At 58.2% G+C, this 17963-nt stretch carries 15 protein-coding genes and 1 tRNA gene; 12 read left to right on the top strand and 4 right to left on the bottom strand.

All coding sequences use genetic code 11. The features are described 5' to 3' along the window. Positions 1-23: 23 nt before the first annotated feature. The 5 genes from pheT (at position 24) to KSS96_RS19030 (ending at position 3924) form a co-directional block, all read left to right on the top strand. A complete protein-coding gene (gene pheT / locus KSS96_RS19050; protein WP_017528211.1) occupies positions 24-2402 on the top strand; it encodes a phenylalanine--tRNA ligase subunit beta in 2379 nt (792 codons plus the stop codon). A 3-nt stretch (positions 2403-2405) separates the two neighbouring features. Next, positions 2406-2708 (top strand): integration host factor subunit alpha, encoded by a 303-nt coding sequence (gene ihfA / locus KSS96_RS19045; protein WP_002553164.1) that lies wholly within the window; start codon positions 2406-2408, stop codon positions 2706-2708. Further along, positions 2689-3045 (top strand): MerR family transcriptional regulator, encoded by a 357-nt coding sequence (locus tag KSS96_RS19040; RefSeq protein WP_003174972.1) that lies wholly within the window; start codon positions 2689-2691, stop codon positions 3043-3045. The genes ihfA and KSS96_RS19040 overlap by 20 nt, the downstream gene beginning before the upstream one ends. A 90-nt stretch (positions 3046-3135) precedes the next feature. Further along, positions 3136-3212 (top strand) — tRNA-Pro (locus tag KSS96_RS19035). 460 nt (positions 3213-3672) lie between these two features. After that, positions 3673-3924, top strand: a complete 252-nt coding sequence (locus KSS96_RS19030) for an RES family NAD+ phosphorylase (protein WP_135196125.1) — start codon at positions 3673-3675, stop codon at positions 3922-3924. Between the two features lie 508 nt (positions 3925-4432). Here KSS96_RS19030 and KSS96_RS19025 read toward each other — a convergent pair. Beyond that, positions 4433-5929 (bottom strand): trypsin-like serine peptidase, encoded by a 1497-nt coding sequence (locus KSS96_RS19025; protein ID WP_068933790.1) that lies wholly within the window; start codon positions 5927-5929, stop codon positions 4433-4435. A 743-nt stretch (positions 5930-6672) separates the two neighbouring features. Here KSS96_RS19025 and KSS96_RS19020 point away from each other — a divergent pair. The 4 genes from KSS96_RS19020 to KSS96_RS19005 all read left to right on the top strand — a co-directional run bounded on the left by KSS96_RS19020 (position 6673) and on the right by KSS96_RS19005 (position 11995). Then, positions 6673-8046, top strand: coding sequence for a sigma-54 interaction domain-containing protein (locus KSS96_RS19020; protein WP_017528214.1), 1374 nt, complete (start codon positions 6673-6675; stop codon positions 8044-8046). A gap of 183 nt (positions 8047-8229) precedes the next feature. Then, on the top strand, positions 8230-9378 hold the full coding sequence (locus KSS96_RS19015; RefSeq protein WP_017528215.1) for an iron-containing alcohol dehydrogenase: 1149 nt from the start codon (positions 8230-8232) through the stop codon (positions 9376-9378). A gap of 75 nt (positions 9379-9453) precedes the next feature. Further along, positions 9454-10887 carry a hypothetical protein gene (locus KSS96_RS19010; RefSeq protein WP_017528216.1) on the top strand — a complete coding sequence of 478 codons (1434 nt, stop codon included), beginning with the start codon at positions 9454-9456 and terminating at the stop codon, positions 10885-10887. Between the two features lie 151 nt (positions 10888-11038). After that, positions 11039-11995, top strand: coding sequence for a cyclase family protein (locus tag KSS96_RS19005; RefSeq protein WP_020379909.1), 957 nt, complete (start codon positions 11039-11041; stop codon positions 11993-11995). Between the two features lie 146 nt (positions 11996-12141). Here the strand turns inward: KSS96_RS19005 and KSS96_RS19000 are convergent, their stop codons facing one another. The 3 genes from KSS96_RS19000 to KSS96_RS18990 all read right to left on the bottom strand — a co-directional run bounded on the left by KSS96_RS19000 (position 12142) and on the right by KSS96_RS18990 (position 13647). Further along, positions 12142-12552 carry a VOC family protein gene (locus KSS96_RS19000; RefSeq protein WP_083221595.1) on the bottom strand — a complete coding sequence of 137 codons (411 nt, stop codon included), beginning with the start codon at positions 12550-12552 and terminating at the stop codon, positions 12142-12144. Between the two features lie 127 nt (positions 12553-12679). After that, positions 12680-13006 (bottom strand): DUF2388 domain-containing protein, encoded by a 327-nt coding sequence (locus KSS96_RS18995; protein WP_065877624.1) that lies wholly within the window; start codon positions 13004-13006, stop codon positions 12680-12682. A 77-nt stretch (positions 13007-13083) separates the two neighbouring features. Then, on the bottom strand, positions 13084-13647 hold the full coding sequence (locus KSS96_RS18990) for an acyltransferase (RefSeq protein WP_065877622.1): 564 nt from the start codon (positions 13645-13647) through the stop codon (positions 13084-13086). A gap of 260 nt (positions 13648-13907) precedes the next feature. Between KSS96_RS18990 and KSS96_RS18985 the strand changes: the two genes are divergently transcribed. The 3 genes from KSS96_RS18985 (at position 13908) to KSS96_RS18975 (ending at position 17897) form a co-directional block, all read left to right on the top strand. Continuing rightward, positions 13908-14378 (top strand): hypothetical protein, encoded by a 471-nt coding sequence (locus tag KSS96_RS18985; RefSeq protein ID WP_217855210.1) that lies wholly within the window; start codon positions 13908-13910, stop codon positions 14376-14378. 306 nt (positions 14379-14684) lie between these two features. Continuing rightward, positions 14685-17090 carry a TonB-dependent receptor gene (locus KSS96_RS18980; protein ID WP_135196120.1) on the top strand — a complete coding sequence of 802 codons (2406 nt, stop codon included), beginning with the start codon at positions 14685-14687 and terminating at the stop codon, positions 17088-17090. A gap of 192 nt (positions 17091-17282) precedes the next feature. Beyond that, entirely contained in the window at positions 17283-17897 is a 615-nt protein-coding gene (locus tag KSS96_RS18975) for a TetR/AcrR family transcriptional regulator (protein ID WP_065877620.1), read from the top strand. The last annotated feature ends 66 nt before the right edge of the window (positions 17898-17963 follow it).

Genomic DNA, 17963 nt, shown 5'->3' with positions numbered 1-17963 from the left:
TAACGAATCTTTAGGAGAGCAGGATGAAATTCAGTGAACAATGGCTGCGCGGCTGGGTAAGCCCGCAGGTGGATCGCGACGCGCTGGTTGCGCGTCTGTCGATGGCCGGCCTTGAGGTCGATAGTGTTACACCGGCCGCCGGTGTTTTCAGTGGCGTGGTCGTGGGCGAAGTGCTGAGCACCGAGCAGCACCCGGACGCCGATAAATTGCGCGTATGCCAGGTCAGCAATGGCGCGCAAACCTTCCAGGTCGTGTGCGGAGCGCCCAACGTGCGCCCGGGCCTGAAGATTCCGTTTGCCATGATCGGTGCTGAACTGCCGGGCGACTTCAAGATCAAGAAGGCTAAGCTGCGTGGCGTCGAATCCAACGGCATGCTGTGCTCCCAAGCGGAGTTGCAGGTAGGCGAAGGGAATGATGGCCTGATGGAACTGCCGGGCGACGCGCCGGTGGGCCAGGACATCCGCGTTTACCTGGAACTGGAAGATGCCAGCATCGAGGTCGACCTGACCCCTAACCGCGGCGATTGCTTGTCGCTGGCTGGCCTTGCCCGTGAAGTGGGCGCGCTGTACAACGCTCCGGTGACCCGTCCGGTGGTTGCCAGCGTAGCTGCTGTGCACGACGAAGTGCGTCCGATTGAAGTGCTGGCACCAAACGCCTGCCCACGTTATCTGGGGCGTGTGATCCGTAACGTTGATTTGTCCAAGCCAACTCCGCTGTGGATGGTCGAGCGTCTGCGTCGCGCGGACGTGCGCAGCATCGATGCTGCCGTAGATATCACCAACTACGTCATGTTGGAGCTGGGCCAACCGCTGCATGCGTTCGATCTTGCCGAAATCAACGGTGGCATCCGCGTACGCATGGCCGAAGAAGGCGAGAAGCTGGTGCTGCTTGACGGTCAGGAAGTCAGCCTGCGTGCTGACACCTTGGTCATCGCCGACCACTCCCGTGCCTTGGCGATTGCCGGCGTGATGGGTGGCGAGCACAGCGGTGTGTCCGCAACCACCCGTGACGTGTTCCTTGAAAGCGCATTTTTCGACCAGATCGCCATCGCTGGCAAGGCCCGTTCCTATGGCCTGCACACCGATGCATCGCACCGCTACGAGCGTGGCGTGGACTGGAAGCTGGCCCGTGAAGCCATGGAGCGCGCCACTGGTCTGCTGCTGGAAATCACCGGTGGCGAAGCTGGCCCGATCACCGAAACCGTCAGCGAACAGTACCTGCCGTCTGTAGCACCGATCACTTTGCGCGCCAAGAGCGTTGAGCAAATGCTGGGTCTGGTGATTGAGCCGGCCGAAATCGAGCAATTGTTGTCGGCCCTCGGCCTTGGCATTTCTGCGGGCGGGGAAGGGCAGTGGCAGGTCGAAGTGCCAAGCCATCGCTTCGATATCAGCCTGGAAGTCGATTTGATCGAAGAGCTGGCCCGTTTGTACGGCTACAACCGCCTGCCGGTTCGTTATCCGCAAGCGCGCCTGGCACCGCAACCCAAGGCCGAGGCGCGTGCGCATTTGCCTGAGTTGCGTCGCCTGTTGGTGGCTCGTGGTTACCAGGAAGCGGTGACCTACAGCTTCATCGATCCTAAGCAGTTCGAACTGTTCAGCCCAGGCGTCGAGCCACTGCTGCTGGCCAACCCGATCTCCAACGACATGGCCGCCATGCGTTCGTCGCTGTGGCCGGGCCTGGTGAAGGCGCTGTCCCATAACCTGAACCGTCAGCAAGATCGTGTACGCATGTTCGAAAGCGGCCTGCGTTTCGTCGGTCAGTTGGACGGCCTGAAGCAAGAGCCGATGCTGGCTGGCGTGGTGTGTGGCAGCCGTCTGCCGGAAGGCTGGGCACAGGGCCGCGACGCTGTGGACTTCTTTGACGTCAAGGCTGACGTTGAAGCGGTGCTGGGCTTCGCCGGCGCATTGGATGCCTTCACCTTTATTCGGGGTAGCCACCCCGCACTGCATCCGGGCCAGACTGCACGTATAGAACGTGAAGGTCGCCTGGTGGGCTTCGTGGGTGCGATCCATCCTGAATTGTCGAAAACCCTTGGTCTTGATCGCCCGGTCTTCGTTTTCGAACTGGTATTGGCTGAAGTGGCGTCGGGCAAGATGCCGAAATTCAGCGAGTTGTCGCGCTTCCCTGAAGTGCGTCGCGACCTGGCCCTGATCGCCGACAGCGAAGTCGCCGCAACTGCCGTTCTGGATGTAATCCGTGAAAATGCAGGGGAATGGCTGACAGACCTCAGGCTATTTGACGTCTATCAGGGTAAAGGCATTGATCCGCATAGAAAAAGCCTCGCAGTTGGCTTGACCTGGCAGCATCCATCGCGCACTCTTAATGACGATGAGGTGAATACCACGACACAAAATATCCTCACCTCGCTCGAACAAAGGTTGAACGCCACGTTAAGGAAGTGACGTATGGGGGCTTTGACGAAAGCTGAGATGGCGGAACGTCTGTACGAAGAGTTGGGTCTGAACAAGCGCGAGGCCAAGGAATTGGTCGAGCTGTTTTTTGAAGAAATCAGACACGCTCTGGAAGACAACGAACAGGTCAAATTGTCCGGTTTCGGCAATTTTGACCTGCGGGACAAACGCCAGCGGCCTGGCCGCAATCCAAAAACGGGAGAAGAAATCCCGATCACGGCCCGCCGTGTGGTCACCTTTCGTCCAGGGCAGAAGTTGAAGGCCCGAGTTGAGGCTTATGCTGGAACCAAGTCATAACGACGAGCTACCCGTCATCCCAGGCAAACGCTACTTCACCATCGGTGAAGTCAGCGAGCTATGTGCGGTAAAGCCGCACGTGCTGCGCTATTGGGAGCAGGAGTTTCCTCAACTCAACCCCGTCAAACGTACCGGGAACCGTCGGTATTATCAGCGCCAGGATGTGCTGATGATCCGACAGATCCGTGCATTGCTGTACGACCAGGGTTTCACCATCAGCGGCGCACGCCAGCGTATGTCCGGCGATGAAGCCAAAGATGACACCACCCAGTACAAGCAACTGATTCGCCAGATGATCTCCGAACTCGAAGATGTGCTGGTGGTTTTGAAGAAGTGATTCAGGCTTTTAAAATACTTCCACATTTCAAAAGCTTGCGGTATATTCCTGATCGCTTCGTTGCGAAGCAAACCCAGTAACACGCCTAGTCGGGGCGTAGCGCAGTCCGGTAGCGCACTAGCATGGGGTGCTAGGGGTCGAGTGTTCGAATCACTCCGTCCCGACCATATTATTCAATGACTTAGCCCAATTTTCACCGGTTGGGCTTTTTCATGTCTGCGAAAAAAACCCTACTAAAACCCCTACCGCACCGTGGGCTGTTGTGGGCCCGAGGTTTTCGCGCCTCCGTGACCTTGTCTGGTCATTGCAAACCTGGCGCCATTTGACGTATAAATTTGATCAAATGGTGGGCATGTCTATGAGCACGGCAGTTCAGTCCCACGTCTCTGACGAGTCCGTGTTCGGGCGAATGGCGCGTTTCGCGTTTGTTGGATATTCAGTTCGCATCGGAGTCCGATGCCTTGCGTATCGTGGTTGCGGGCATTTCCACCCACAGCTACAAGCGCGTCGCCAGCAAGCTGAAGTTATCGCTGTCACTGGTGGCGCCGGAGAGCACCATCCGACGCCGGTTGAGCAGCAATGCACGCTTTAGCGAGGCCGAGTCAGAGCGGGTCGTGCGTCTGACGCATGGATGTGGTGCCGGAGGCGTTGATGGGCGCACCGCCGGCGTTGCCGGTGGGCTGGCAGGCCAATGAACCGACTTCGCAGTCGGTCGGCAACCGTTGGTTGGATGAGGGCGTGGAGTTGCTCCTGCCAGTGCCGTCTGCGTTGCTGCCGCACGCGACTAACTATCTGATCAATGCCGCTCATCCACAGGCGCAGACACACCTGAGCGAGATGCTAGAGCCGTTCTGGTTCGATAAGTGTTATCTGCGCTGACGACGGCTGGGCACAGCGAACATATTGCTGCGGCAAGGCAGCGTGCATGATTCCCATGTGCTGCACGACACTCCCCTGAAATGGCTGGCGTGAAGTTGATAGGCGTTGTCCCGGGCATGTCGATACTCCATTAGCACACCTGCCCTAATTGATCCTCGCTCAAGCCCACTATTAGAGTTTGAAGCGCAAGCCAATGTATTAACGATGGGAAGGGGAGTGAAGATGAGAATAAAAAATACGTCTATATGACGGCTGCAGCCTGCCTGTTAGCGACTTCAAGCGTGCATGCGTCGTTCGCCACCAGTTGCCAGGATTCTCAGCCGTGGTACCACTTCAGCATGATTGAAGCGGCAACCTGTTGGCTCTCTGGCCAATGGTAACCGGGTCGCCCCCGCTGTGGTTCGGCGGGGGAGAGCCCAAGTGATCCCGCTCAAGTCGTGCCTTTCGGGCATTGCCCTCGATTGCGCTGACTTGAGTCATCAACATTTGCTTAAAACATCTCGCTGCCTCACCTGGCCTGACGCTGCGAGCGAACCGTTGCGCCTGTGATCACGTCTGTGCGAATGGCCGACGGTTGCCCAGCGTTGTTGCGTGCATAGCTGCATAGCGCGATTGGCAGCTCTGCTATATCAAGGAAAATGCCGTCCATGGCCAGGGCGTAGCGATCGTCGTCAATATCGCCACAGGTGGTGCTGATCGACGCGTTCACGCTGTAGTAGTAATGCTGGCTAAAACCGTTGTGCTGGGTTTCCCAGGCGATGTGATAGCGGTGCTTGAGCTGTGGTGCAGGTGCCGGGTTGGTCAGGAACACCGAATGGGTGAACACATTGCGCAGCAGCGCTTCGGTCAGCGGCTGCTCGGCCTTTTGCACCCCGAGTATGCATAGCACATGCGGCCCCAGCACTGGTCCAATGGGCTGGTTGATATAGGCCTCGTCAGAGGCGGCAGCCACTTGGTAGCCCTGCGTGCGTGCGCACTCACTGACGTCATTCACGGCCTTGAATCGGTAGAACGGTTCCTGGATCGAAAACCTCAGGTTCCAGGTCGGACGGGTAACCTGGTCGGCGTCGTCACGTTGTAAATGCACATAGGGTTTCAGGTTCCACGGCTCGTCCAGCGTGATGTCAACCGCCTTGAGCTGGCAGGTCGGGGTGTCGTTACGGAAAACACCGTCTACAAAGCAGTAGTACAAGTCGTTGGCGGGATAGCTGTAGTTGAATTTCGCGGCTTCGCATGCAGAGTTGTTCTGGCAACTGTTGAGAATGTCTTTCTGAATGGCAGACGCGACCTTGCTGATGATGCTGGTGATTTCATTGGTGTTCCGGTCCAGCATCGGACTGCCGGAGCTGCCTGGGCGCAGACCGTTGCAGCGGTTGCGCAAGGCGCTGGGGAACACGCCAGGATGCTCGGCAAAACTGTTGAGGGTCGACTCCACGCAGGCGCTCATGCGCAGGCCCTTTTTCAGAAAACCGGTCGGCGCTCCCACGTTGATCACTTCTCGATTCGACGTCTGCCGCTGGGAGGCCAGCTTGAGTGGCATGATCGCACCGGCCACCAGCACGCCCAGAGATGTATCCAGTTCGAGCACGGCCAGGTCAGTGCCCGCCATGCTGCTCCAATGTGCTGTCTTGACGGCGTAAGTGGCGCGCTGTTCGGGCGTGTCATGAAAGTAATTGAAGGTCACCTCGGCGGTGAATGCCTGGCGCACGCGCGCCGTACCGTAGCTGTAGAACACACAATGCCCGGCGGTCAGCACATAAGCCGGGCCGACGGCCTTACCCTGGCGATTGAGCGTGTCGAGCAGAACGGCATTGCAGGTCTGGCCTAAGGCGTTTTTCAGTGAGCCGATGCCGGTCCATTGCGGGTACCGTTGGTTCTTATTTTCAAGTGCCACGGAAGGTGACTGTTCCGTAAGTCCCTCGGCCAGGTCTCTGGCGTGGCTGGGCCAGACAGTGCCGAGCAACAGGAAATACAGGAAGACGCAGGCGGTGTGAGTAAGCGACATAAGGGGCCTCGACAAGGAAGTCATTGATTGGCTGAAATTACCCAATCAGGCCAAGGTAGAAGACGTACATGGCTATTGCGTAACCCTTGACGCGGGTGCTGGGGGCGGGTTGACGTTGAAGGTGTGAGCGATCTCACACTGAATTTGTAGCGCCCGTCACCAATTTTGTAACTCAATGTTGGTTCGCTGGAACCCCTGGCAGCACCGTCGTATAAACGCTGATGGCAGATGTGCTTTTCGCCCACCTTCTGTGGCCGTTCAGTTCGCATCTGTGTCTGTCGATCGGAGGTGTGCGATGCGCAAGTTGATCTTCTTCACTGCACATCAAAAAATCACCTAAGCCTATGTTTTATATAGACTAGTCCGCGTTTTTACGTGTCGCCAGGTTGCCCGACGAACCGCTCTTAAACCCATGGGGTGCTAGGGGTCGAGTGTTCGAATCACTCCGTCCCGACCATATTATTCAATGACTTAGCCCAATCGGTAACGGTTGGGCTTTTTCATGCTTGAAAAATACCCCCACAATTACACCCACGGATATCTTGGATCTTGGTAGCGCTGCGTGTAAGTGTAGTTGGCTCCGAATTTGGCACCGCATTCGTCCACTGTCTACTTAGCTACTTGCTGTCAAACTGAAAGCTAGCTGTGCACGGTGAGCGTACGCCTCTCCAGAGGTTAGCGAATAGCGGGCCCACCCAAAAAACTCTTCTGAAAGCAGCGCCCACTCGAAGGAACGGACCCCGGTGAATCTCAACGACACCAGTTTCGAAGAACTGCTCAACGCTTTACATGACGGCGTCTACATTACGGATGGCGACGGCAAGACGCTGAAGGTCAATCAAGCCTATGAACGTCTGACCGGGCTCAGCGGTGCGGATCTCGTCGGCCGATCCATGCAGGAGCTGGTGAAGGAGGGTGTCATCTCGCAATCGGCCACCTTGCGGGTATTGCAGGGCGGGCGGCCGGTGTCGGTCATGCAGAGCCTGAGCCAGGGCAAGAAATTGCTCGTTAGCGCCACGCCGATTCTTGACGCTGGAAGGCGGATTTCATACGTGGTCAGTACCGTGCGCGACATGACGGAACTGCTGCGCATGAAGCATGAGCGTGATGAACTGCAACAGCTTAAACAACTGCGCAACAGCACCGCCAAACTTCATGCCGGCCAACGAGACAACCTCCTGCTTTCTCCCCTGATGGCCAATCAGGAAATGTCCGGTCGCGTTCTCTCGCTGGCCCGCCAGGTTGCCAGCAGCTCGGTCAAGGTGTTGCTCCAAGGTGAAACCGGCGTCGGCAAGACCCTCGTTGCGCAATTCATTCACAACGCCAGCCCGCGTGCCAGCGAACCCTTTCTCGCGCTCAACTGCGGTGCGCTGCCCGAGAACCTGATCGAAGCCGAGCTGTTTGGCTACGCTCCCGGAGCGTTCACCGGCGCAGGTCCAAAAGGCAAGCGTGGCCTACTGGAGCTGGCGCATCACGGCACATTGTTTCTAGACGAGATAGGTGATTTGCCATTGCCGGTGCAGGTCAAGTTGCTCAAGGTGATCGAAGAGAACCGCTTCATTCCTGTTGGGGGCCTGGAGCTGAAGGAGGTCGATGTACGCATCATCAGCGCCACCCACCATGACCTCAAACAGCAGGTGGCGCAGGGGCGTTTTCGGGCGGACTTGTATTACCGGCTCAACGTGGTGCCGATCCACATTCCGGCACTGCGTGAACGTCGGGAGGAAATCGCGCCGCTGCTGCATTACTACCTCGACCGGTTCAATGCTCGTTACGAACGCCAAGTCCAATGGAGTCTCGAGGCCCTAGACTTGATGTGCGACTACGACTGGCCCGGCAACATCCGCGAGTTGATCAACCTTGTCGAGCGGTTGGTGGTGACCAATCAGACCGGGACTGTCGAGCCGCTCGATATGCCGGAAGAGATCCTCGACCTCAATCCACCCAGCACCTCGGACGCAGGCTTGCCGCTGCGCAAGGTGTTGGAAAATGCCGAGCGCAGTGCGATTCGTGCCGCGTTGCTTGCGCACAAGACCACGCGCCTTGCGGCCAAGGCACTGGGGGTGAGCCAAGCTACCGTGGTGCAGAAAATGAAACGCTGGGAACAGTCTGATTAGGATTCTGATCGGCTCCGGATAAATCGATCAGAAAACTAATCGGCACTGACCCAAAAAAGCCCTCCTGTTTTCGTGCGAGTCGCGCAGAGCCCCATGCCGCAGGGGCTTTGCGGGTATTGGCACGCCTTTCGCTATCTCCTGTGGCACGTCTTCCAATAAAACAACATCAACTGGACGAGCCCGATGAATATCTCTGCTTTCAAAATCGCTAATAAATTGATTACCGGACCTGGTGCTGTCGAACAGCTTTGCGCGGAACTGACGCGCCTTGAGGTCAAGAATCCGCTGATCGTCACAGACGTCATCCTAGTGAACTCCGGCACCGTTGGCCTGGCCCTGGCGCAACTCGGCGATCGCCGTTACGGCATTTTCGATCAGGTCGAACCGGAACCTGAAGTGGCCATCGTCGAGGCGTGCACCCGCGCTTATCGCGAGGGTGGCCACGACGGATTGATTGCGGTGGGTGGCGGCAGTGCCATCGATATCGCCAAGGGCGTCGCGGCGTATGCCGGGCATGCAGGTCCGCTGAGCGAACTGTTCGGTGTCGACCTGGTGAAACGCAAAGGCCCTGTGTTGATTGCCATCCCGACGACCGCCGGGACAGGCTCGGAAGTGACCAACGTCGCCATTTTTTCCGACAAGCAAGCGCAGTTGAAGAAAGGCATCGTCAGCGACTACCTGCTGCCCGACGTGGCCTTGGTCAGTCCGGCGATGACATTGACCTGTCCCCGCGGTGTGACGGCGGCCAGTGGTGTCGATGCGCTGGTGCATGCGGTCGAGTCGTATATTTCGGTGAACGCTTCGCCCATCACCGATGCCATCGCCCTGGGCGCGATCAAGCTGATCACCAAGGCGCTGCCGAAGGCTTATGCCAATCCAACCAACCTGCGGGCTCGGGAAGACATGGCCACCGCCAGCCTGATGGCCGGCATGGCGTTCGGCAATGCCGGGGTAGGGGCGGTGCATGCGCTGGCATACCCGCTGGGCGGGAGATTCAACATTGCCCATGGTGTCAGTAACGCCTTGCTGCTGCCGTACGTGATGGAGTGGAACAAGACCGCCTGCGTCGAGCGTTTTCGCGACATCGCCGAAGCCATGGGCGTGCGCGTGGCGAACCTGAACGACAACGAGGCGGCAGACCAGGCTGTCAAAGCCATGGCTGATCTATGTGCCGCCGTTGACATCCCGTCCGGCCTGCGCACTTTCAACGTGCCCGAGGATGCCATCCCGGCGATGGCGCAAGAGGCCAGCAAGATCGACCGCCTGATGCGCAACAACCCGCGCAAGCTCAGCGCCGCCGATATCGAGAAGATCTACCGCGCTGCGTATTGATCCGAAAAAGCCACGATTCCGGTGCCGCCGGAGCGTGCGCCCGCCATTACAAAACCAATAAAACAGGTGAACCGAATGTCTGACACTCCTGCGCAACGGAGCGAAAGCCCGTACATCCCGCTGGGCCCTTTCAAGGTCCGGCTGCCGTTTATCCACTACAAGATCGAGCTTCCAGATTATCTCCAGGGCTTGCTGATGTGCGCCGTGGACCTGGCTGCGATTCCGCTGATGACCGAACTGCTCGGCATGCCCTTCGAGGTCGCGCTTGCCGTCGTGATGCTCAACGGCCTGCTGTATCTCGCACACCATCTGCTCGGCGACCCGACCGTGCCGGGCTGGATCACCCCGGCAGTGCCGTTGTTGATGGCGTACTGTGCGCAGTTTCCAATGGGCCCGGAGCGTGTCCACGCGTTGATTGCCTTTCAGTTGATGCTGGGGATTTTTTCAATCGCCCTGGGCGCGACCGGAATGGCGAAAAAGGTGGTGGAATACGTGCCCTCGGCGATCAAGTCCGGGATTATCGTCGGCGCCGGCTTGAGTGCAGTGATCGCGGTGTTCCAGGTCGGCGGTAAGTTCAATGTGCTGCCCTGGACCATTTCCATTGCGGTCGGCATCGCCTTCTATTTGATCTTTTCCCAGCACTTCAATGAGCTCAAGCAACGCAACCGTTTCTGGTGGAACTTCGCCAAGCTCGGCATCTTGCCGATCGTGCTGTTGGCCGTAGTGCTTGCCCCGTTGTTCGGGGAAGCGCCATGGCCAACCCTCCAGTGGGGCATCAGCCAACCGGATTTCGCCGGCCTATGGAACAACTACACGGTATTCGGCCTGGGCATGCCGCCACTGTCGATGTTCATCTGCGCGCTGCCGACCATGCTTGCGGCGTACATCATCGTTTTCGGTGACGTCCTCAGCGCGAAGTCGCTTCTCGACGAAGCAGAAACCGTCCGCACTGACGAAGTCGTCGACTACAACGCCGACCGCGCCCACCTGATCTTCGGTGCGCGTAACGCGTTCATGAGCATCTTCGGCCCGGACGTCGCCATGTGCGGCCCGAAATGGGCGGCGATGCTGGTGGTGGTAATCGAGCGTTTCAAAGGTGGGCCGAAAGCGATGCAGTCAATCATCGGCGGCGTCGGGTCGTTCCGCTGGGGCACCAACAGCGGTCTGCTGCTGTTGCCGGTCGTGACATTGGTACAGCCGATTCTCGGCGTTGCCCTGTCGCTGACGTTACTGATCCAGGGTTACGTGAGCGTGCGCCTGGGCATTCTTGAAGCCAAAAGCCAGCGCGACCTGGGTATCGCCGGCGTGATCGGCGCGGTACTGGCGATCAAAGGCGCGAGCTGGGCATTCGGGATTGGCGTTGTGTTGTGCTTGCTGATCTATGGCAAAAATTTCTTCAAGGGAGAGGTGGATGGGATATTTACCAAGGACCTGAAGGCTGCGCCTGTTAAAGATGCTGAGTCGGCCACGGCTGTTAAGCGGGGATTAGAAGAACCTATAGTTGAATGATAGGCGTAGCCGCTCACTGACATGAACATCCATTTAAAAACGTGTCGTCATTAAGCGAGCGCTTTATTGGGTTTTTGTGTGCTCTGATTGATAGGGAAGCAAGGCGCACGGGTGTGCGCTTAATAACCACTGCAACTAAAAAGGAAAAACTATGACGACTTCAGTTCCTACTATGGAAGAACTATTGGGCGATGCTCCTTCTAATTGGGGCAGATGGGGCGCGGAAGATGAAGTTGGCTCTCTGAATTACCTGACTGCGCAGGAAGTCATGCGCGGGGTTGCGCACATTAAGACCGGAAGCGTATTTACCTTACAACGGATGATCGGCGATCCTGCTGGCGATCCAGTGTGGCCAGGCCGTACCCCGGCAGAACGTACGATGGTTCTTGATGAGTCGAGTTGGGACAATGATCATGGCCCTTGTTATCCGGGCGGCTTGCACTACGCGGATGACAAGATCGACGCGTTCCTGCAAGGATCCACGCAATATGATGCGCTTGGCCACCTTTGGTACGGCGGAAAAATATGGAACGGGTACGACGCGCGAACAACAGTGGGCGGCCTCGACAAGGCCAGTGTCGCACCTATCGGCGAACGAGGAGTCGTCGGGCGCGGAGTATTACTGGATATGGCACGGCATCGCGGTAAGCGCATGCTGGATAAAGGTGAGACGTTCACTCATAGGGATCTTGAGGCGTGCGCAGAGGCTCAGGGCCATTCAATCGAGCCTCACGATATCCTGATTATCAGAACCAACTTTCTTCAAGCGTTCTATGAGCAGGGCGAAGCGTTTTATGACGGTTTCTGCGAACCAGGCCTTACGTATTCGCAGGAACTTGTTCAATGGTTTTATGATAAGGAAATTCCAAACCTTGTCACCGATACCATCGCCAATGAAGTGACGATAGACCCCGTATCAGGCGTGGCGCTGCCTCTGCACTGCGCTTTGATGCGTAATCTCGGTATCGCCTTTACGGAAATCTGTAACTTGGAGACGCTGGCTGAAAGTTGCGCTAAAGATGGGCAGTACACTTTTCTTTATGTGGCTGCACCGCTCAAAGTGCACCGCGCGACCGGGTCGCCGGTTAATCCGGTTGTGATCAAATAGTCATTTATGCTGGGGCAGTTTAATCCTGCCTCAGCATGATTGAAGCGTTGATATAAAGGTACTTGCCCAACACGTTATAACCCTGGCCGCAGGCAAAGAACAGCCCGTGATCGGTGTGCCTCAAACAACCCCCGTTGGAGCGTTGCCTACACGGGCAACTGCACATCGCCACGATGCACGATGTGCACTTTATTGCCATCTGGGTCACGCAGGTAGGCGCCATAATATCCGCTTCCATAATGTTGGCGCGGTCCTGGCTTGCCCTCATCAATACCTCCAGCGCGAAGGCCAGCGGTATAGGCCGCATCGACTGCCTCCGGATGTGGCGCGGCAAAAGCCACCATGCTGCCATTTCCCGCGGCGGCCTTTTTAAGATTGTAGGGGCAGTAAACATAGAAGCGAGGCAGGGGATGGTCGGGGTTAACCCAGCATGCGGAAGGTGGCCCTCCATCAGGGCTAACAACCCGACGGCGAAGGCCCAGGGGAGTCAGTACCGCTTCATAGAAGGTAGCGGCCCTATCGAGATCGTTTGTCCCTACGGTGATATGACTGAACATCCTGTATTCCTGCTGACGAAGACGAGGCGTTATCGTGTCATTTTGTGGGCTGCCACGTATAGCCGGCGTTGTGTGGAACTGCGAGAGCGAGTCTCGGCCAGGCAATCGCAGGCGTGAAAGCCCCCACTCAGTACTGCGCTGCGATTGCCTGGGCCAGTTGCATGTCAGACATCAATGGCGATGGGTAGGTGGCGCGATAGTAGCGAGACGCCTGCTCAAACTGAGCGCCGCGGATCTCACCATCAGAGCCTATAAATGCGAGCGCATCGCTCTTCGCTTTCTTCATCATTGATGGGCCATAAACGGTAAACGCTGTCGTTCCGCCGAGGATCATAGTGGGAACCAGGGTGGTAGCGGACAGCGCTCTCTCGACCGGATTCTCTACGTACCACGCCATAGCGTCAGCGCTGATCGATAGCGTGATGACGGCTGTCAACGTCTTCCATAAACCCATTCTTCGATGCATCCATTGCGGTCAGAGGGCGCCACGAGATTAACGGGCATGATGAATAAACTAAAATGAGCGCCTGACTATTGGATTTCCGAGGCAAGATACTTGGCTTCAAGATCAAGAAGCTGACGGCTCCTGTTTTTTATACGCTTGGCCGGGGCCCCAAAGTAGATTCCCCATTCCTCGGTCGATTTTGTGACCATTGACATAGCCCCAACAGAGCAACCCTCAGCCAGGTTTACACCGGGAAGTACGATGGAGTGGGTGCCAATAATGACGTGCCGACCAATATAAATGGCGCTCTTGGTTTCGGCCTTGTACTCGTTGGGAACGGTTGGATTGGTCAGCGTTTTTCCTGAATAGTCATCTGACTGAGCAAACACTTGGCAGCCATAAGCCAGTCCAGAAAAGTCTTCCATCGTCACACCTGGCTCGCCGCCGGCGACGTTGCTGAATACGGCAATGTGAACGTTACGCCCAAGCGTTACCGTCCCCGAAATCATGCAAAAGTCGTCGATTCGAGTGTTATCGCCAATTGAAATTCTGTCGCAGTTGTAGAGAGAGGCTTTATCGCTGATCTTTACATTCTTGCCGAGATGCTTGAAACCCATTTCCTTTAACTGAGCCTCTGTCAGAAATGCCATGTTGTTTTCTCCTCGGCGAAGTTAAAAATTGCCACTTTATACAGGATGAAAATGCTGAGCGCGAGTAGGGCTATGTGTGTGATTGCACGCGCGAATATCTCGTGTGCCGGCGACTGGTCAGCCTTTGGAGACAGTAAGAAAAGCAACCTCGCGTTGCGTAATGAGCGTTGTGCGTTGCCCCTCCGTCCGTCGCATGACTTGAACTGTTACAGGTTCAGTGCGTCTTAACCTGTGCCCTATCTCCCTCTACGGAAGCGATCATGCTTTTCAAGAATAAAAGTCTCATTGCGGTCATGTCCTGCGCCATGATGTTTGCGGCAGCCCCGTTACTGCCAGCCGGCCTCTCTATCATGAACTCCGCCTATGCGAAGGGTGGTGGTGGTGGTGGTGGTGGTGGTGGTGGTGGTGGTGGTGGTGGTGGTGGTGGTGGTGGAAACGGAGGCGGTAATGGCGGTAGTCACAGCGGGTCGGATCACGGCAGCTCCAATAGCAATGGGCATGGCAATGGCCTGAGCAGTGATCATGCCGGCAAGGCTGTTCGCGATCGTGGCGAAAGTGGTCACCACTACGGCAGTGATCGCGGTCATGGTTCAACGACTTCAGGCATTGCGCAGTCCAAAGACACGCGCGGCGTGGCCAAGGCGGGTGCCATCTCGGCGTCCACACCGGGGGATCACAACGCCAAAGGGTTGAGTAAGGCCGGGGCGTCGGTTTCAAAAAAATCTCACTGATTCGCGACGTCTGCCGCACGCAGCTTTGAGCAAACGGGCGCCCTGTACAGGGCGCCCGTTTTCATTTATTCCCCTTTCGGTCAGTTTTCTCACTCCGTCGCTTCTGTGTACCCCAGGTGCAGCAGTGCGACTGCGTTGTTTGCCCAAAAACCCAACGTGAAGTGGTTCAAGCCCCTGCTGGCGCTGGACCGGGTCAACGTCGGGCTGGAAACCCCAGCGGGTTGAAAAATAGTCGTCGAAGCCTGTCCCTTTTTTTCACCTCGCCTGTCATTCCAGGCAAGTGAATAAAATCGAGAGTTTCCTCCCATGCCCGCCGTCCTCCCCCTGCGCTTGCGCCCGTTGCTCAAACTGAGCCTGATGCTGAGCCTCAGCGCCAGCCCGCTGTTCGTCCCTTTCAGTTTTGCCGAAGACAGCGCCGCCCGGCGCAGCTACCAGGTGCCGGCCGGCAGCCTGAGCGCGGCGTTGACCCGGTTTGCCGGGCTGTCGGGGGTCAACCTGTCGGTGGACCCGGCGCTGGTCAGCGGGCGCAGCAGCAGCGGTCTGTCCGGCGAATACGGCGTAGAGGAGGGCTTCGCGCGCCTGCTGCAAGGTTCCGGCCTGCAACTGCAACCCATGGGCGCGCAAGCCTACACACTGGTGCCGGCGCCGCAGGGCACCAGCCTGGAACTGGCGCCTACCGCCATCCTCGGCACCACCGGCCTGTACGATGGCGATACCTATGCCGGTGGCCAAGTGGCGCGCCGTGGCTCGCAAGGTTTGCTGGGCACGCGGGACTTCATGGAAACGCCGTTCAGCATGACCACCTACACGGCGGACGCGGTAAAAAACCAGCAGGCGCGTACCCTCGGTGACCTGATCGCCAGCGACCCGTCGGTGCGCGCCACCAACCCGGCCGGTGGGCGCTATGAGCAGTTCACCATTCGGGGCTTCAGCCTGTTCAACAGTGATGTGTCGTACAACGGCCTCTATGGCGTACTGCCGACCTACACCATCGACATGGAAATGGCCGATCGCGTCGATATCTTCAAAGGGCCCACCCAGTTGATCAACGGCATCTCGCCGCGCGGCAGCGTGGGCGGCGGCATCAACGTGGTGCCCAAGCGCGCCACCGACAAGGACATCACCTCGTTCACCGGCACCTGGGCTTCCGACAGCCAGGCGGGCGGCGCGGTGGACGTCGGCCGACGCTTTGGCGAAGACAATAAGTTCGGCCTGCGTTTCAACGGCGTGAAGCAGTCCGGCGATACCGAATGGGACCACCAGAGTGTCGACCGCGAGATGGCCGTGCTGGGCCTGGATTTTCGCGGCGAACGCCTGCGCCTTTCCACCGACATCGGCCGCACCGAGCGTGACACCGATGCCCCGCAGGAGCGTGTACAAGTGGCCGCCGCCGCACCGGTACCCAGCGCCAACGATGTGCGCCGCAATTACGCGCAATCCTGGAGCAAGGCACGCACCAAGGACACCTTCGGCACGGTGAATGCCGAATATGACCTCAGCGATTCGGTGATGCTCTATGGCGGTGTCGGCGCGCGCAAAAGTAACCATGAGTTCCTGCGCCACGCCGTGTCGGTGGCCAATGCGGCCGGCGCGTTCAGCGTGCAGCCCCGGGATTTCACCCGCGATGAAAACGTGCAGACCGCCACCGCCGGCGTGCGCAACTGGTTCCACACCGGGCCGGTGAGCCATGAGGTCAACCTGGCGGCCAGCTACTTCTACATGGACTTCACCAACGGCGGCGCACGCTATACCAATTCGACGAGCAATCTGTACAACCCGGTGCAAACCCCGACGCCGTCTACGATCACGCGCCGGGACGCGAAGGTGTACACCGAGAACAAATTCAGCGGCGTGGCACTGTCCGACACCCTGGGCTTTTTCGATGACCGCCTGTTGCTCACCCTCGGCGCGCGCTGGCAGCGCGTGGCCGTCGATGACTGGAGCGATGGCATCAAGGGCGACACCAACTACGACGAAGAAAAGGTCTCGCCGTCGGGCGGGCTTCTGTTCAAAGCCACCGACGCGCTGTCGCTGTATGCCAACTACATGGAGGGGTTGAGCCAGGGCAAAATCGCACCGTCCACGTCGAAAAACGAAGACCAGATCTTCCCGCCGTTTATCAGCCGCCAGATGGAAGTGGGCGCCAAGTACGACGCCGGCGCCTTCGCCGTAACCGCCGCGGTGTTTCGCATCAAGCAGCCGGCTTACGAAACCAACGCCACCACGCAGCTGTTCGGCCCCAACGGCAAGCGCCAGAACACCGGTGCGGAGCTGAGCGTGTTCGGCGAACCGCTCAAGGGCATGCGCTTGCTCGGTGGTGTGATGTATATCGACAGCAAGCTCAAGGGCACCACCAACGGCACCTTCGACGGCAACCGCGCCCCGGCCACGCCCAAGTACAACGTCAACCTGGGTGCCGAATGGGACGTGCCGACCTTCGAAGGCCTGACCCTGACCAGCCGCGGCATCCACTCCAGTTCGCAGTACCTGGACCAATCCAACGTCAAGCAAATCGATGCCTGGAACCGCATCGACGTCGGCGCGCGCTATGCCTTCAACGTGGATGACAAACACATCACCCTGCGCGCGAATGTGGAGAACGTCGCCAATAAACGCTACTGGAGTTCGGCGGGCGCGTCGGACGACAGCGAGCCGGGGCTGACCTTGTCGACGCCGCGCACCTATCTGCTGTCGGCCACGGTCGACTTCTGACCGATGTACACAGGCCAAATCAGCGGGTGATCGAGCGGCAAAGTGCCTAGGCGCACTTCACCGCCAGCACATAGGGGCGTGCGGCGTACGCCTGCATCGCAAGGCAGCGTCCCCTATCGCGCAAGGCTGAGCTTTATTTGCGGCCCCCCGTCAATTTGGATAGGGTGCAACCCAGCCATCAAGGACTTTCTCATGAGCGATCTGCCCCCCAAGACCCGCCGCGCGCCCAAAGGTGAAAAACGCCGCGAAGAGCTGCTGGACGCGGCCTTGCAGGTGTTTTCCCTGGAGGGCTACGGCGGCGCTTCAATGGCCCAGGTGGCCGGGATAGTCGGCATTTCCGTGGCCGGGTTGCTGCATCATTTTCCCAGCAAAATCTCGCTGTTGATGGGCGTGTTGCAGCGGCGCGATGAGGTCAATCAACGGATTGCCGATGAAGTGCGCGCAGAGAAATCCCTCAACGGTTTGCTCGGCAGCCTGCGGGCGATCAATCGTTCCAATGCCACGGCGCCGGGCGTGGTGCGGGCATTCAGTATTTTGAATGCGGAGAGTCTGTTGGATACCCACCCGGCGTGGAGTTGGTTCCAGGTGCGCTACGCGGCGATTCACCAGCGCCTGCAGGGTCAGTTCGCCGAACTGGTCGCGGCCGGAGAGGTGCGCGGCGATGTCGACATCGCCGGGCTGGTGGAAGAAATCCTGGCCATGATGGATGGCCTACAGATCCAATGGCTGCGCTTTGCGGAACAGGTGGACCTGGTGGCGCGCTTCGATACCTACCTTGCGCGGGTCGAAGCGGCAATCAGAACCTGAGCCGAACACCATTCAAATGTGGGAGGGGGCTTGCCCCCGATGGCGGCGGGTCAACTGATACACCTG

The sequence above is a fragment of the Pseudomonas asgharzadehiana genome, from assembly GCF_019139815.1.
Classification (GTDB): Bacteria; Pseudomonadota; Gammaproteobacteria; order Pseudomonadales; family Pseudomonadaceae; genus Aquipseudomonas; species Aquipseudomonas asgharzadehiana.
Note: the sequence above shows the minus strand (reverse complement) of the source record. Positions and strands in the feature narration are given on the sequence as shown.